At 58.3% G+C, this 16516-nt stretch carries 14 protein-coding genes; 7 read left to right on the top strand and 7 right to left on the bottom strand.

Translation table 11 applies throughout. The features are described from left to right. Positions 1–60 precede the first annotated feature (60 nt). Positions 61–489, top strand: a complete 429-nt coding sequence (locus ABIE59_RS07105) for an Lrp/AsnC family transcriptional regulator (RefSeq protein ID WP_354445572.1) — start codon at positions 61–63, stop codon at positions 487–489. A gap of 344 nt (positions 490–833) precedes the next feature. Then, positions 834–2516 (top strand): AMP-binding protein, encoded by a 1683-nt coding sequence (locus ABIE59_RS07100; protein WP_354445571.1) that lies wholly within the window; start codon positions 834–836, stop codon positions 2514–2516. 91 nt (positions 2517–2607) lie between these two features. On the opposite strand, the gene ABIE59_RS07095 is transcribed toward ABIE59_RS07100, so the two are convergent. Next, complete coding sequence (locus ABIE59_RS07095; RefSeq protein WP_061333071.1) at positions 2608–2802, bottom strand: hypothetical protein; 195 nt, start codon at positions 2800–2802, stop codon at positions 2608–2610. 128 nt (positions 2803–2930) lie between these two features. On the opposite strand from ABIE59_RS07095, the gene ABIE59_RS07090 reads away from it, so the two are divergent. Next, complete coding sequence (locus tag ABIE59_RS07090; protein ID WP_354445569.1) at positions 2931–3830, top strand: LysR family transcriptional regulator; 900 nt, start codon at positions 2931–2933, stop codon at positions 3828–3830. A gap of 2 nt (positions 3831–3832) precedes the next feature. Here the strand turns inward: ABIE59_RS07090 and ABIE59_RS07085 are convergent, their stop codons facing one another. Further along, entirely contained in the window at positions 3833–4561 is a 729-nt protein-coding gene (locus tag ABIE59_RS07085; protein WP_354445567.1) for a transglycosylase SLT domain-containing protein, read from the bottom strand. Positions 4562–4651: 90 nt separating this feature from the next. On the opposite strand from ABIE59_RS07085, the gene ABIE59_RS07080 reads away from it, so the two are divergent. Then, entirely contained in the window at positions 4652–5482 is an 831-nt protein-coding gene (locus tag ABIE59_RS07080) for a DUF2059 domain-containing protein (RefSeq protein ID WP_354445565.1), read from the top strand. A gap of 49 nt (positions 5483–5531) precedes the next feature. Here ABIE59_RS07080 and ABIE59_RS07075 read toward each other — a convergent pair whose 3' ends face one another. Beyond that, positions 5532–5810, bottom strand: coding sequence for a peptidylprolyl isomerase (locus tag ABIE59_RS07075; protein WP_022987955.1), 279 nt, complete (start codon positions 5808–5810; stop codon positions 5532–5534). Between the two features lie 190 nt (positions 5811–6000). On the opposite strand from ABIE59_RS07075, the gene ABIE59_RS07070 reads away from it, so the two are divergent. From ABIE59_RS07070 to ABIE59_RS07060, 3 genes are all read left to right on the top strand, one after another. Next, positions 6001–7587, top strand: a complete 1587-nt coding sequence (locus tag ABIE59_RS07070) for an ABC-F family ATPase (protein ID WP_354445563.1) — start codon at positions 6001–6003, stop codon at positions 7585–7587. Between the two features lie 198 nt (positions 7588–7785). Beyond that, positions 7786–8355 carry a DUF1415 domain-containing protein gene (locus ABIE59_RS07065; RefSeq protein WP_354445561.1) on the top strand — a complete coding sequence of 190 codons (570 nt, stop codon included), beginning with the start codon at positions 7786–7788 and terminating at the stop codon, positions 8353–8355. A 194-nt stretch (positions 8356–8549) separates the two neighbouring features. Further along, on the top strand, positions 8550–9281 hold the full coding sequence (locus ABIE59_RS07060; RefSeq protein WP_354445559.1) for a polyamine aminopropyltransferase: 732 nt from the start codon (positions 8550–8552) through the stop codon (positions 9279–9281). A gap of 22 nt (positions 9282–9303) precedes the next feature. Here ABIE59_RS07060 and ABIE59_RS07055 read toward each other — a convergent pair whose 3' ends face one another. The 4 genes from ABIE59_RS07055 to ABIE59_RS07040 all read right to left on the bottom strand — a co-directional run bounded on the left by ABIE59_RS07055 (position 9304) and on the right by ABIE59_RS07040 (position 16465). Further along, entirely contained in the window at positions 9304–10131 is an 828-nt protein-coding gene (locus ABIE59_RS07055) for a metal-dependent hydrolase (RefSeq protein ID WP_286251204.1), read from the bottom strand. A 160-nt stretch (positions 10132–10291) separates the two neighbouring features. Then, on the bottom strand, positions 10292–11704 hold the full coding sequence (locus ABIE59_RS07050) for a sodium-dependent transporter (protein ID WP_354445556.1): 1413 nt from the start codon (positions 11702–11704) through the stop codon (positions 10292–10294). Positions 11705–11795: 91 nt separating this feature from the next. Further along, entirely contained in the window at positions 11796–12896 is a 1101-nt protein-coding gene (locus ABIE59_RS07045; protein ID WP_354445554.1) for a Leu/Phe/Val dehydrogenase, read from the bottom strand. Between the two features lie 65 nt (positions 12897–12961). Beyond that, on the bottom strand, positions 12962–16465 hold the full coding sequence (locus ABIE59_RS07040; RefSeq protein WP_354445552.1) for an indolepyruvate ferredoxin oxidoreductase family protein: 3504 nt from the start codon (positions 16463–16465) through the stop codon (positions 12962–12964). Between the last annotated feature and the right edge of the window lie 51 nt (positions 16466–16516).

Below are 16516 nucleotides of genomic sequence, written 5' to 3'. Positions count from 1 at the left end.
AGATTCAAATTGGCCGATATGGTCTAGAATTTAGCCATATTGACGAATCAGGTAATCAAAATGATTAGTATGCAAGACCAGAAACTGTTGGGACTGCTTCGGCAGAATGCTCGCGCCAGTGTCACTGACCTGGCCAAGGGGCTGCATATTTCCCGTTCCACCGTACAAAACAGACTGGCGAAACTGGAGGTGCAGGGAATCATCCGCGGCTATACCGTTCAGCTGGGCGGTGAGTACGCCGCCAACCAGGTGGAGGCCCATGTGTCGGTCAAGGTGCACCAGAAACTTACCGCTCGCACCAACGCTGAACTGGAGCAGATTACTCAGGTTTGCCAGTTGTTTTCGGTCAGTGGTGAGTACGACTTGATTGCCATCGTCCAGGCCCAATCTCTGGAGGAGTTGAGCCGTGTATTGGATGACATAGGGAACCTGAAAGGGGTTGAGCGGACTAACTCGGCAGTTGTGCTTGAGACCCGGTTCCGGCGTTAGCCAGCGCTCAGGAACCAAGAAAACCCGCATAGGCGGTATAGAGAAAGGCGCCAGAACCGATAAGAATGACGGCCCAGGCGGGAAAGATCAAAGCAGAGCGAGTCGAGGTTCTCATAGAGCGACAGTCTCCTGTGGTATTGGTTATCAATACGCGGTACTTCTCAATCTAGACCAGACTTGATGGATGTCACGAAATATTTTGGGAGGTGCGTCTCAGCTTCGAGCTAAATGGTCAACGCCCGGGATGTTTATTGCTATTGAGCACACGGGAAAGTTGGCTAGTATGAATGCAACGATAAAAAGCGATTCCAGACAACCGAAGATAACAACAACAAGGAGTTACCATGGCTATAGACCCACAAAAGCAGACGTCTTTGCACTGCCTGTACTACTGGGCCCAGCACACTCCCGATAACGTTTACCTGACCCAGCCATTCCCGGATGGCCGGGTGGAAGACATTACCTGGGCGCAGGCCGCTGACCAGGTTTCCCGAATGGCGGCCTACCTGAACAGCCTTGGTCTGCCGGAGCACAGCAATATCGGAATCCTGGGCAAGAATAGCGCGCATTGGATACTGTCGGATCTGGCCATTTGGGCAGCCGGTCATGTCAGCGTGCCGCTTTACCCGACCCTGAATGGTGAAACAGCCGCTTACATTCTTGAACACAGCGAGGCCAAACTGTTGTTCCTGGGTAAGCTGGACGGCACGGCCGACGGCTGGAACGACATCAAGCATCATATTCCTGCTGACATGCCCATCGTGTCTCTGCCTTTGTCGCCGCGCGATGACACTCCCAAATGGCAGGAGATCATCAAAGAGCAATCACCGGCGGAGCCAAAACTGCCTGATTCGGATGCGCTGGCCACCATCGTGTACACCTCTGGCAGTACCGGCCGGCCCAAGGGCGTTATGCACAGCTTCCGCACCATGATTTCGGTGGCCGATGGCCTGCAGCAACTGTTCCCGGTATCCTCCAACGAACGCATGCTGTCTTACCTCCCGCTGGCTCACGTGGCGGAGCGGGCAGCGGTTGAAACCCAGTCTCTTTACTACGGTTTCCACCTGTACTTTGCCAACTCCCTGGATACCTTCCAGGAAGACCTGCAGCGGGCCCGGCCCACGTTGTTCTTCTCGGTACCGCGCCTGTGGATGAAGTTCTATCTGGGCGTGAATGCCAAGTTGCCGCCGAAGAAGCAGAAAATCCTGTTCAATATTCCGATCCTGAACTCACTGGTTAAAAAGAAGGTGCTCAAACAGCTGGGCCTTGATCATTGCCGTGCGGCACTGACGGGCGCGGCACCGTTGTCTGGAGAGATTATCGGCTGGTATCGGGGTCTTGGTCTGGAACTGCTGGAAGTGTATGGCATGTCGGAAAACTTCGGTTACTCCCACGCCAACCGCCCCGGCCAGGCCAAGGTGGGTACGGTCGGCATGGCGAACCCTGGTGTGACACACCGCATTGGTGAAGGCGGCGAGGTTCAGGTGAAGAGTCCCGGCCAGATGCTGGGCTACTACAAGAACGAAGAAAAGACCAAGGAGGACCTGACCGACGACGGCTTCCTGAAAACCGGCGATATGGGTGAAATCGACCAGGATGGCTGCCTGCGCATTACTGGCCGGGTGAAGGATCTGTTCAAAACTTCCAAGGGCAAATACGTGGTGCCCGTGCCAATTGAGAACCGGTTCAATCACCCGAAAGCCGAAGTGGTGTGTGTGGCCGGTGCCAATCAGCCTCAGCCGTGCCTGATGGTGTTGCTGTCAGAAGAGGCGCGGGATGAATTGGATCGTGGTGGTGACCGGGCGGAGCTGGAACAGGAACTGGCCCGGGAACTGGATGCCGTCAACGCCCAGAGCGAAGCCCATGAGAAAGTGGCCTTCGTGGTGGTGGTCAAGGAGCCCTGGACCATGGAAAACGGCATGCTGACGCCGACCATGAAGATCAAGCGCAATGTGATCGAGGACTTCTACAATCAAAAGATGGACGAGTGGTTTGGTAAGAAGAGTAAGGTGATCTGGGAGTTCTGATCAGGGCGTTAAACCCTCACCATAAGAAAACGCCGGCATGGAAACATGCCGGCGTTTTTATTTGTGCTTCGGTTACCGGGTTCCGGTAATCTCAGTGACCGCCCTGTACCTGGGGCATGTCTGGGGCGACCGCAGCGGCTTTGCGGTTGAAAATCCGCACCTTACGGCTGAAAAACTGCATCGCCTGCTGTGCAGCAGCACGGGTATACTGGCGCCTGACCTCGGTACTGTTGTGGAGGATACTTGACGGCAGCGGGTTTACGGTTGCGATATGGCTCTTGGTCATAGCGCCTTCCTCCTTTGTCTGGTGGATTAATTAGCGATCTATCTTTAATTTAACAATTATTCTAGGAGTTCTTATTTGCAGTTTGAATACGTTAAAATCCGTACTCACGTTGCGAATATGCAGTAACTATGGACTGGGATTATCTTCGATATATACGGGCTCTGGCAATAGGTGGAACGCTGGCAAAGGCCGGTGAATTGCTGGGTGTACACCAAACCACTGTTTTAAGACGACTTGATCAGATGGAAGAGTCGTTGGGGGTGCAGTTCTTCGAGCGCAACCGGGATGGTTTGCAGCTCACCCCGGTTGGCGAAATGGCGTTTCGCGAGGCCCAACGGCTGGCTACCGATGTGGAAAACCTCGAACGCAAGCTGGTAGGTGATGATGCTGCGCCGGTGGGTAAGGTTCGGGTGGCGGCGGAGGATGCCATGATGAATGAGCTGCTCGGGCCGATCCTGGCGGAGCTTGTCCATGCCTATCCGGATATCGAGCTGGAGGTGCTGACCGATAACGATGTGGCGAACCTCAGCCACCGGGAGGCAGACCTCACCCTGCGGCCAGAGAATAAACCCCAGGCGACCCTGGAGGGCGAGCGCATTGCCGCTGTGGATTCCGCCGTCTACGGGGCCGCCAGATACTGCCGCCGACACCGCAATATGGATATCGAGAACCACCCGGAAGACTGCACATGGATACTGCCGGATGAGAGTTTCAGCCATCTGGCGACCGGGCGTTGGTACCGGAAGCACCTGAAGAACGTCTCCTCGGTGATTCGCTGCAACAGCCTGCAATCCATGGCAACCCTGGCCAGGTCCGGAGCGGGGTTGGCGGTGTTGCCCTGCTATCTGGGCGAAGCTGCGAAAGAGCTGCGCAGGTTATCAGACCCGCTGGAGGGCGAGAGCGTGGATTTGTGGCTACACGTAAACCAGGATACCCAGCAGATGGCCAGGGTGCGCATCGTCATGGAGTTTCTGGTTGATCGCCTGAAAGCTCTGGAATCTGCCATTGAGATAAGCGCGTCGTTCTGAACCTAATTGTCGGCCTTGCAGAACGGCCAGAACTGGTACCAGCGCCAACACTGGAACTCCGCTTCGCACTGCTTTAACTGGTTGTCGTAGCGGAAGGCGCGGTTCTGAACCCTTTGGGCGAGGGACTGTATGGCCGGTTTTTGTTCATAGGAACGCCGGGCGTAGCCGCCCCGGCCTTCGTGGTAGGCCAGGTAGAGCTGCCTGGGGGAGCTGAATGGAATGCCCAGTTGGCGATTGCTGAGGTGGTTGTACCAGCCGACAAAATCCAGGGCGTATTGCATGTCGGTGCGCACGGTTCGCCAGGATGCGTCGTTGGCCACCAGGTATTCACCCCAGGCGGGGTCAAGAGCCTGGGCATAACCGTAGGCAGTGGTGGGGCGCTTCCAGGGAATCAGTCCCCAAAGCCGGGTGCGGGGCGGCCGGGCATGGCTCCGGAACGACGATTCGTAATAGACGAAAGCCAGTTGCGTGGCGATGGGGGTGCCCCATTTCTCCTCGGAGGCCCGGGCATAGTCGTACCACACCGTATGCTCCCTGAAGATCTCACAGATGTTTTCCGGGTTGGCCGGAGGTTCCGGGGCCAGCAGGCTGAAACGCAGGGTGGCCCAGGTGCCGATCACCAGCCCCAGCAAAGGCAGGCCATACCAGCTCAGGCGGGAGCGCCATACATTAAACCGCTTGTTGCGGATTTTCCGAGATTTTCGGGTTCTTCTGCGCCACTTCCCTACCAAACTGTCATCTCCAAAGGCCTTGGGGCACTTGCCGTAATGGCTTCGGGCGTGTCATAAACAGGGCCATTGCAGTAACAGGATAATAGAGAAATGAGACTGATCACCCTAGTTAAACCTCTTTTAGTTGCCGGGCTTTTGTTGTCGGGGACGGCCCATGCATCAACGGATGCCCGTGACGTTCTGGCGGCATCGCCCATTGATGACATCGTGGGCCAGTACCCGGCCATGATGAGCCAGGGTATTCGTGACGGTCTCAAACAGAGCGGCCAGGTGCCGCCGATGGTGGCGGATACTATCGGTTATGTGGTCAGTAGTAGCTATCGTGCAGAAGATATCGAGCGAAAGCTGGTAGCCAGCCTTGATGAGTCGCTGACGAACAAACAGCTTGAGGAGGTTCATGCCTGGTACCAGACGCCTGTTGCGCAGAAGATATCCCGTGCGGAGATAGCAGCGTCTGCACCTGCCGCCTGGTCAGAGGTACGAAGCCGCGCCGGAGAGCTGAACGAAGCTTACAAGGGCACCACCCGGGAAAAGCTGTTTGACCGTTTTGACCGGGCTTCCCGAGCAACGGAAACCACAGTGGATACTACCATTGCCGTGCAGTTGGGTTTGGCAACGGCCATGGCGGCCCTGAGCAGTGACTCGGTGCATTATGAGCGGTTACGACAGCGTTTGGAGAACCAGCGTGGGATGTTGCAGGGCATGGTTGGGCAACAGGTATACGACAGCTATTTGTACACCTACCGTGATATCAGTGTTCAGGAACTGGGTCTTTATCTGGACTTTCTGGAGAGTGAGTCGGGTAAGCGCTTTACCGACGTGGTCACAGAGAGCATTCAGGCGTCTATTACGGACCCGATTGAAACCATCGGTAGCCAATTGGCGCGGTTCAGGAATTTCGGGACAGGCGAATCCCGATAACAAACGCCTGCTGTCTGCGCAGTCAAGCGCAAACAGCAGTTGCGCTGGCTTAGCTGCGGGAAGTCACTTCCAGCAGGTGGTAGCCGAATTGGGTCTTGATTGGCCCAATCACGGTGTTCAGGTCGCTGCTGAACACGGCCTTGTCAAACTCGGGAACCATCTGGCCAGGGCCGAATGAACCCAGGTCGCCACCGTTACGGCCGGACGGGCAGGAGGAATGCTGTTTCGCCACTTCGGCGAAATCCTGGCCACCTTCAATGGCCTTCTTCAGTTCTTCACATTTTGCTTCGCTGTCTACCAGAATGTGGCGTGCAGTTGCTTGTGCCATGGTCAAGTTCCTGTTGTCGGATGGAGGAATGGACGGAAACGTCTGACGTGAATGCTGCCCGCACAGCGTGCTGCTGGCAAGCCCTTTTTATCCGTGTTTCTGCGGCCTCACAGTCTTGCGCCCAAACCTGTACAATGCCGGCTTTTGTTTGCCGGCTTGTTGCCGGCCCTCACGCTGACAGGTTCTTTTCTTGATCTCCACCGCCAATCTCACCATGCAATTCGGGGCCAAGCCCCTGTTTGAAAACGTATCCGCCAAGTTCGGCAACGGCAACCGTTACGGTTTGATCGGTGCCAATGGCTGCGGCAAGTCCACCCTGATGAAAATTCTCGGTGGCGACCTGGAGCCGTCCGCCGGTCAGGTGATGCTGGAGCCCAACATCCGCCTCGGTAAACTGCGCCAGGATCAGTTCGCCTACGAGGACTGCACGGTGATGGACACCGTGATCATGGGCCATGGGGAACTGTGGCGGGTGAAGAAAGAGCGGGACCGTATCTACTCCCTGCCGGAAATGAGCGAAGAAGACGGCATGGCGGTGGCGGACCTGGAAGTGGAATTCGCCGAAATGGACGGCTACACCGCCGAATCCCGCGCCGGCGAACTCCTGCTGGGCCTGGACATTCCGCTGGAACAGCACAACGGCCCCATGAGCGCCCTGGCCCCCGGCTGGAAACTGCGTGTACTGCTGGCCCAGGCCCTGTTCTCCGACCCGGACGTACTGCTGCTGGACGAGCCCACCAACCACCTGGATATCAACACCATCCGCTGGCTGGAAAACATTTTGGTGGCCCGTAACAGCACCATGATCATCATTTCGCACGACCGCCACTTCCTGAACAGTGTGTGTACCCACATGGCGGACCTGGATTACGGTGAACTGCGCCTGTTCCCGGGCAATTACGACGAATACATGACCGCCGCCACCCAGGCCCGCGAGCGCATGTTGTCAGACAACGCCAAGAAAAAGGCCCAGATTGCCGAACTGCAGCAGTTCGTCAGCCGCTTCTCCGCCAACGCCTCGAAAGCCAAGCAGGCCACCTCCCGCGCCCGCCAGATCGACAAGATCCAGCTGGAAGAAGTAAAGCCGTCCAGCCGGGTGAGCCCGTTTATCCGTTTTGAACAGGGCAAGAAGTTGCATCGCCAGGCGGTTACCCTGAAAGGCCTGACCAAGGGCTTCGATGAAGGCCCGCTGTTCAAGAACCTGGACTTGCAGATCGAAGCCGGCGAGCGCGTGGCCATCATCGGCCCGAACGGTATCGGAAAAACCACGCTGCTGCAGTGCCTGGCCGGCGCTTATGAGCCGGACGCCGGGGAGGTGAAATGGACCGACAGTGCTGAGGTTGGTTTTTTTGCCCAGGACCACACCGCCGACTTTGCCCGGGATGACACCCTGACCGATTGGATGGCCCAGTGGACTACCGGTGGTGAACAGCTGGTGCGTGGTACTCTGGGGCGGATGTTGTTCTCCGGGGATGACATTGGTAAGTCGGTGAAGGTGATTTCCGGTGGTGAGCAGGGGCGGATGCTGTTCGGTAAGCTGATTCTGCAGAAGCCGAATGTGATGCTGATGGATGAGCCGACCAACCACCTGGATATGGAGTCGATCGAGGCGCTGAACCTGGCGTTGGAGAATTATCCGGGCACGCTGATTTTCGTCAGCCATGATCGGGAGTTTGTTTCGTCGCTGGCGACCCGGATTATTGAGTTGAAGGCGGATGGCATTACCGATTTCAGCGGTACTTATGATGACTATCTCCGGAGCCAAGGCTACGCCTAAAGTTGGCTATGGAGCTAGTTGTTCCTGGCTAACATCGGTGCCGGTGGGCGTGTGGGTAGAGCCTTCCAAAACACGCTCCTTCGGCACGTCCTTGTGACGCTTGGGCTCCGCCATCCATGGCTCCGCACAGTTTTGGAAGGCTCTACCCACACGCCCACTCATACATCGGAGTGGCTTCAGGTTCTAAAGGCGAATACTGTGAATGACAACCAGATTGTGAGTGCAACCCGAAAATGGGTCGAAGACGTAGTCGTTGGCTACAACCTCTGCCCCTTCGCCAAACGGGAACTGGTCAAGAACCGGGTTCGGTTTACGGTGACAGACGCCAACAACGAAGACGACCTCCTGCAGGCCCTGCACGCGGAATTGCAGCGCCTGGAAGACGAACCGGAAATCGAAACCACGTTGTTGATACACCCGGGCGTGCTGAAGGATTTCTACGCCTACAATGAGTTTCTGGACGCTGCCGATGCGTTGTTGGCGTACCTTGAACTGGAGGGCGTTTACCAAATCGCCAGTTTCCATCCGGATTACCAGTTTGCTGAAACCGATCCGGCTGCTGCGGAGAATTACACCAACCGGTCTCCGTACCCCATGCTGCACCTGTTGCGGGAGGCGAGTCTGGAGGCGGCGATTGACAGCCATCCGGATGTGGACGGGATTCCTGATCGGAATATCGCACTGATGAATGAGCTGGGTGCGGAGAAGATGCGGAGTATTCTCGCAAATTGTATGAACGTCTCTGCCCAGGAGCGGGCAGGGGAGTAGACGACAGGAGCGGTTGGGGTAAGGCTTTCAAAACTGTGCGGAGCCAGGGATGGCGGAGCCCAAGCGCCACATGGATGTGCTTGAGCGTGTTTTGAAAGCCTTACCCCAACTGCGACAGCACGGTCCATCAGGCTGGGTGATCGTAACTCCCGAAGATGCGCGCTCGTGAAATTCCAGAATAAGAGTCAAAGACTATGGGACTGCTTTTCGAACAAATTGACAGCCAGCCCTCGGTGATCGGGGAAATCGCGCTGCGCCGCCGCAGGATTCCGGCACTGGGTGACCGCGATATCTACGAAGTGAAACTGGGCGAAGAATTTCTTATGTCCAGCATGTTTGTCGACGCCGAAGTGGCCCTGTCAGACATTGGCCTGGGTGAAACCGAAGGCGACAACCTCAGCGTCGTTGTAGGCGGACTCGGCCTTGGCTACACCGCCGTGGCAGCTCTCAAACATGAGCGCGTCAGCGAACTGCTCGTCGTCGAATACCTGAAACCCGTCATCGGCTGGCACCAGCAAGAAAAAGTGCCCCTCGGCAAAGACCTTAACGCCGACCCCCGCAACCGCTACATACACGGCAGCTTCTTCGACCTCGCCATCGCCGACCCCGAAACCGGCGGCTTTGACCCGGAAGCACCGGGCAAACAGTTCGACGCCATCCTGCTCGACATCGACCACTCGCCCAGGGCCCTGCTGCACGATTCCAGTGCCAGCTTCTACACCGCCAACAACCTCCGCCTCATGGCCCGGCAACTCAAGCCCAGAAGCGTGTTTGCCATGTGGTCCAACGAAGGTGAGGATGATGAGTTCATGGCGACGCTGCGGGAAGTGTTTACCGACGTAGCCTGCCACGTGGTTAGCTTCTACAACCCCTTCCAGAATCGCGAATCGTTCAACACCGTCTACGTCGCCCGAAAACCGGACTGAGTCCGGCGAGCAGGCGCGGGCATCAGGCGAAGTTCAGCTGCTTGCGCCATTTGTGCAGCAGGAACTCGGTGTCGTGCTGCCAGGGGTGGAAGTCTGGTTTGAAGTAATCCAGGTACTCCGGAATGATCGCGGTGAACATGCCCTTGCGGCCCCACACACGGTTCAGACCTTTGGCCCAGGACTTCAGATTCAGTAACTGCTTGTCTTCGCGCATCAGCTCAAAAATGAACGAGTGGATGGCTACCATGATCAGCGTTGTGATCAACGCCATGACACCCATGCGGATGGCGTAGTCCACTACGGTTTTATCGTAGAGTTTTTCATAGGTGTCGAAGGCCACCGCTTTGTGTTCGTTCTCTTCGACACAGTGCCAGGCCCACAGGGTTCGCATGGACGGGTCGATGGCATTCACCAGGTCTTCGCGCTTCAGCAGCTGTGCTGAGAGGATGCCGGTGAAGTGCTCAAGGGCAACGGTAGCGGCCAGATGCACCCGCTTGTTGTTGAGCAGCGGCAGGTCTTTCGCGGACAGGAAGCCTCGGGTCCAGCCTTCCAGTTTCTTGATATCGAAACCCTGATTGATGGCACCCTCGTTGAAGTGGCCATGCTCCTTCGCGTGCATGGCCTCCTGCCCGATAAAGGCGCTGATGTCCTTCTGCAACTGAGGGTCGTTGATCTGGTCACGTACTGCCCGAACACTGTCCACGAAGAAGCGCTCACCGTCTGGGAAAAGTGCGGAGAGGGCGTTGAACAGGTGGGTCATAAACGGGTCACTGTCGACCCAGTGGCGCGGTACATCCTCAAAACCAAAGTCCTGACGGCGTACCGGAAAAGATGCTGTGACTGCTGACATAGCGACTGCCTCGATTGTGTTTGTCTAACAATCACACATTACGCGCCAAGAGCCGTAAAAGTCCGGTCAGAAAGGGACAGATGCTTATCAATTGGTACGTTGGTGCCCGGAACAGGCGGGATGGGAGAGCCCGGGCAGTGTATTGCCCGGGCAATAGGGCTTACATCAGGTTGTAGATAAACACGATGGCAACGGCCACCGGGGTAACAAACCGCACGGTGATAAACCACAGGTTGAACATGGCAGGTGACAGCGACAGTTCGTTCTCCATGGCCTGGCGGGACATCACCCAGCCGGCAAACAGTGCGACCAGCAGGCCACCCAGCGGCAACAGGATGTTGGCGGTGAAGAAGTCCAGCAGGTCGAAAATGGTTTTGCCTTCCAGCATGGGAATGAAGCCCAGCGGAGCAACGTCCGCCCACAGGTTCAGTGACAGCACGGAGGCAATGCCCAGAGCCCAGCATACGCCGCCAGCAGCGATGGTGCTGATGGTCCGGTTCATGCCTTTCTGCTCTTCCAGCCACTCCACGATGGGCTCCAGCAGGGAGATGCCGGAGGTCCAGGCGGCAAAGATCAGCAACACGAAAAACAACGTGCCAAACAGGGTGCCCATGGGCATCTGCCCGAAGGCCAGGGGCAGTGTCTGGAAGATCAGGCCAGGGCCGGCACCGGGTTCGAGACCGTTGGCAAAGACAATGGGGAAGATCGCCAGGCCAGCCAGCAGGGCCACGCCGGTGTCGATCACGGAGACGGTGATGGAGGTTTTGGCGATGGAGATCTTTTTCGGCAGATAAGAGCCGTAGGCCATCATTACCGCCATACCCAGGCTCAGGGTAAAGAACGCGTGGCCAAGGGCGACCAGCACGCCGGAGGTGGTCAGCTTGGAGAAGTCTGGCTGGAACAGGAAGGCCGCGGCCTGGCCGAAGTGGCCGGTGGTCATGGCGTAGCCGACCACCAGTAGCAACAATACGAACAGCGCTGGCATCAGGATACTGACGGCCCGCTCAAGGCCGGAGCGGACGCCCCGGGCGACGACCACCATCACCAGGGCCATAAACACCGTGTGCCAGAGCAGCAGGGTGGACGGATTGCTTAGCAAGCCGGAGAAAATGGCGCCTACGGCTTCTGCCGACTGACCAGCCAGTTGCCCGCTGGCAGTGGTACCCACGTAGGATATTGCCCAACCACCAATCACCGAGTAGAACGACAGTATTAAAAAGCCAGCAAGAACGCCGATAGCGCCCACCAGTTTCCAGGCCGGTTTGAGTCTGTCCCGTTCGGTAATCAGTCGGATGCTGTTGACCGGGCTGCGACCACCCCGGCGGCCGATCATGACCTCGGCCATCATGATGGGAATGCCGACAACGGCGATGCACAGCAGGTACACCAGCACAAAGGCGCCGCCACCGTTTTCGCCGGTAACGTAGGGGAATTTCCAGATATTGCCAAGCCCGACGGCGGAGCCGGTGGCAGCCAGAATAAACGCGAACCGTGAGGACCAAAGCCCTCGTTTCGCATTGGAGCCCTCAAGGGCATCCGAATAGGTTGCGGAGCCGGATGAAGTGACAGACATAGTGATCTCCCGAAGGTGTTGTTTTTGTTTCAGGGGTTAAAAGGGGAGCCGCAGAACCCTGCGGCCCCCAAGGGGAAGCACCGGTGTCAGGTCACCCGGCGCAAGCCAGCCGCCTGGGCGCCAGCCCAGCACCCGCGGCGTGCTTTCGGAAGCGCTCCTCTGCCAGTTCGTTGGCAATCTCCCCGGTGGGGAGTCCGGTTCGATCAGAGCGCTGGAATATTTCCGACAGGGTGTCACCGATGGTGTCCACGTGGGCGCGGATTTGCTCGGGTGAGCCTCCGGTGCGCTCGTAGAACACATCAATGATGCCGCCGGCGTTGATGGCGAAATCCGGAGCGTAGAGGATGCCCCGATGTTTGAGGGCCGCATCGTGTTCGGGGCGGTCCAGGAGATTGTTCGCGGCGCCGGCCACGATGGCCGCCCGGATGGCCGGAATGCTCTGGTCGTTCAGCACTGCACCCATGGCGCAGGGGGCTACAACGTCCACCGGCAGGCTCAGGATGTCACCGGAAGCAACGGGCGTTGCACCAAACTCGTCCACCGCGCGCTGGAGGTTGTCGGCGTGAATGTCGGTGACCCACAGTTCTGCACCGGCCTCTTTCAGGTAGCGGGCCAGGCGGAAGCCAACATTACCAATGCCCTGGATAGCCACCTTCAGGCCAGTCAGATTATCCGTGCCGAGTTTGTGTTTTACGGCGGCTTTAAGGCCAATAAAAGTGCCGTAGGCGGTTACCGGCGACGGGTCGCCTGTGCTGGGCTGGCCATCAAACCCGGTGCGGGTGGTTACGCCGGCCACGTGCCGGGTATGGCGGCCCATCACTTTCAGGTCTGGCACGCTGGTGCCGGAGTCCTCAGCGGCAATGTACTGGCCGCCGAGGCTTTCCAGGTGCCTGCCCATGGCTTCGAGCAAGGCTTCGGTCTTGTGCTTACGCGGGTCGCCGATGATGACTGACTTGCCGCCACCCAGGTCGAGATTGGCCAGGGCCGATTTATAGGTCATCCCCCGGGACAGTCGCAACACATCCCTCAACGCTTCCTCATCGCTTGCGTAGGGGAACATTCGGCAACCGCCGAGTGCTGCACCCCTTGACGTATTGTGGATGGCAATGATGCCCTTCAGGCCGGTTTCGGCGTCGCAGACAAAAGACAGGTGTTCGTGGTGATCGAACTCCGGATGGCTGAATACGTTCATGGCGTTTCACCTCTGTTCCGTGGCCGGCCGCTACCCTTGTGGGGCCTGCGGCGGCTGTTTTTGTTTTAGACCGCCGCGTTGGCGATTTGTTGGTGTGCCCGTTCACCGGGGTTCAGTTCAGCCCGGTACTGCGCCCGTTCTTTTCGGGTGGCATGATAGGCCGCTTCTTTGACCGGGCCATAACCGCGGATCTTCGCAGGCAGGCTGGCCAGGTTTCGCGCGGCATCGGCGTGGTCTTTGCTCAGGTGTTTGAGCAGGAAGGCCACATCGGTTTCGTACTCCCGGATGATCTTGCGCTCCAGGCGGCGGTCCGCGGTGTATCCGAAGGGGTCCAGGGGTGTGCCTCGCAGGCTGCGGGCTTTCGCCAGCCAGGCGAACACGGTTTCCATCCAGGGACCGAAAGTGCGTTTCTTAGGGCGTTCGCCGTTTTTACTCCGGCTGAGCAGCGGCGGTGCCAGATTGAACTCCAGCTCAATGTCGCCCTCGAACTGCTCCTCCAGCTGCTTGCGCAGGCTGCCATTGCTGAACAGTCGCGCCACTTCGTACTCGTCTTTGTAGGCCAGCACCTTGGCGTAGTTGTCGGCGATGGCCCGGAACAACAACGGGTCACGGCCGAGTTTCTGGGAGATGGTGTGTTCCGCCTGGCGCACCAGTCTTTCATAGCGCTTGGCCAGGGCGGTGTTCTGGTAATCGCTCAGGTGTTCCATGTTGCGCTGGATCAGTTGATCCGTGGTTTCCATCACCTGCACAGGTGTGCCTTGGGGTTTCGGGAACGCCAGGGCCATCACCCGGTCCAGATCATGGGCAGCCCGGCGGCCCCACAGAAATGCCTGTTTGTTTTTCTCGACCGCCACGTTGTTAAGCTCAATGGCCCGCTCTATGGCTGCGGCACTGAGCGGCAGCAGCCCCTGTTGCCAGGCAAAGCCGACGGTGAACAGGTTGACCGCCATGCCGTCACCCATCAGGGCTTTGGCGAGGTCACCCGCGTTGAGGAACCAGCTGCCATCAGGCCGGCAGGCTTCCTTGACGGTCTGCTCCATGGATTCGCCGGGGAACTGGATGTCCGGGTCTCGGGTAAAGGCGGCGGGCATGGCCTGTTCGGTATTGACCACCGCCCGTGAGAAACGGTTATCCAGCTTGGCCAGGGCATCGTCGGTGGCGGCGACCATCAGATCAAAGGCGATCATCAGGTCGGCCTCGCCGGCGGGAATGCGCACGGCATGGATGTTGTCTTGCCGGTCACTGATGCGGATATGACTGACGACAGCGCCGAACTTCTGGGCCAGGCCGGCCTGGTCCAGCACGGAGACGCCTTTGCCCTCAAGGTGGGCTGCCATGCCCAGCAGGGCACTGACGGTCACCACGCCGGTGCCGCCGACGCCGGTCAGCAGAATACCGTAAGGATTATTGCCGGTGACCGGCGTGGGTTCCGGAAGCTCAGGGAAGTCCACGTCTGAGCTGACGCCGGCTGGCTTCTTCAGTTTGCCGCCTTTGACGGTGACAAAGCTCGGGCAGAAACCGCGCACGCAGGAGAAGTCCTTGTTGCAGGAGGACTGGTCAATGGTGCGTTTGCGCCCGGCGTCTGTGTCTTTCGGGAGAATCGACAGGCAGTTGGACTGGATACCGCAATCACCGCAGCCTTCGCACACGTCCGAGTGAATCATCACGCGCTGGTTTGGGTCTTCCATGGTGCCGCGCTTGCGGCGCCTGCGCTTTTCGGCCGCGCAGGTCTGGTCATAGATGATCACCGAACAGCCTTCGATCTCACGCATTTCCCGTTGCAGGGCGTCCAAGTCGTCCCGGTGATGGAAGGTAGTGCGGTCCGCGAAATCCGCCCGCGACGGGTATTTGTCGATATCGTCGCTGACCACCGCGATACGTCGCACGCCCTCACCATACAGCTGATGGCTGATCTGCTGCACCGTCAGGGTGCCATCCACCGGCTGGCCGCCGGTCATGGCCACGGCGTCGTTGTAGAGAATCTTGTAGGTGATGTTGGCACCGGAGGCAATGGCCGCGCGAATGGCCAGTACGCCTGAGTGAAAGTAGGTGCCGTCGCCGAGGTTCTGGAACACGTGTTTCTGGTTGGTAAACGGTGCCTGGCCAAGCCAGGTGACGCCTTCACCACCCATCTGGGTGAAGGTGTCGGTACCTCGTTCCATCCAGGTCGCCATGTAATGACAGCCAATGCCGCCGAGGGCCCGGCTGCCTTCCGGTACCTGGGTAGACGTGTTGTGGGGGCAACCAGAGCAGAAGTGCGGAGTGCGTTCCAGGCGCTCCCGGGGTTGCGCCAGACTGTTCTCCTTCTCGGTCAGGAAACCGAGGCGCTGTTGCAGTTTGTCGTTGCAATAACGGCCATCCAGGCGGGAGGCGATGGCTCGTGCCACCATGGCCGGTGTCAGTTCAGCGATGGTCGGTAGCAGGTCGTTACCCTGGTCGTCCCGCTTGCCGATGACATTGGGGCGTCGGCCATCCTGCCAGGTGTAAAGCTGGGTCTTGATCTGTTCTTCAATCAATCCCCGTTTTTCCTCGACTACCAGAATTTCCTCCAGCCCTGAGGCAAACTCAAAAATACCCTCGGGTTCCAGGGGCCAGGGCATGGCGACCTTGTACACGGCCAGCCCGATGGCTTCACGTTCCTCATCGCCCAGGCCGAGGTCCGCCAGCGCCTGGATCACATCCAGGTAGGCTTTGCCGGTGGTGACGATGCCCAGTCGGGGCCGTTCAACCGAAAGCACCGTGCGGTCCAGGCGGTTGGCCCGGCAAAAGGCCTTGGCGGCTTCCAGCTTATGGCGGTGCAGTCGTTCCTCCTGCGCCATGGGTTTGTCTGGCCAGCGGGAGTTCAGGCCACCTTCCGGCATGGGAAACTGTGTGGGAATGCGGATGTTGATCCGGCTGAGATCCAGGTTGGCAGAAATGGACGAATCCATGTTTTCGGCCAGGGCTTTGAAGCCAATCCAGCAGCCGCTAAACCGCGACATGGCCCAGCCGTAGAGGCCCAGATCCAGAATGTCCTGAATGCCGGCGGGGTTGAGCACCGGCATACCCGCATCCAGAAACGCATAATCACTTTGATGGGGCAGGGTGGAAGATTTGCAGGCATGGTCGTCGCCAGCGACGGCCAGTACCCCACCAAATCGGGAGGTGCCCGCCGCGTTAGCGTGCTTGAACACATCACCGGTGCGGTCCACACCCGGGCCTTTGCCATACCAGAGGGCAAACACGCCGTCGTAACGGGCACCTTCAAAGATGTTGACCTGCTGGCTGCCCCAGACAGCGGTGGCGCCAAGGTCTTCATTCACCCCGGGTAAAAAATGGATGTTGTTTTCTTTGAGGTGGTCCCGGGCTTTCCACAGAACCTTGTCAAAACCGCCAAGGGGAGATCCGCGATAGCCAGAGATAAAGCCTGCGGTGTTCAGGTTGTTCTTGCGGTCGAGTTGGGCTTGGAGCAGGGGAAGTCTCGCCAGGGCCTGGCTGCCGTTCATGTAGACCGAACCGGCATCTTTTTCCCAGACATCGTCAAGGCTGACGGGACGCAGCCCCTTTGGGGAGCGTAAAAGATCAGACATGTTGAAATCCTCTCCCACCTGGCCGGATCGCGGCGGTAGGTTTGTCTTGTT

It is taken from the genome of Marinobacter sp. MBR-99, from assembly GCF_040547575.1.
Lineage (GTDB): Bacteria > Pseudomonadota > Gammaproteobacteria > Pseudomonadales > Oleiphilaceae > Marinobacter.
The sequence above is the reverse complement of the archived record's forward strand: the minus strand, read 5'-3'. Positions and strand labels throughout refer to the sequence as shown.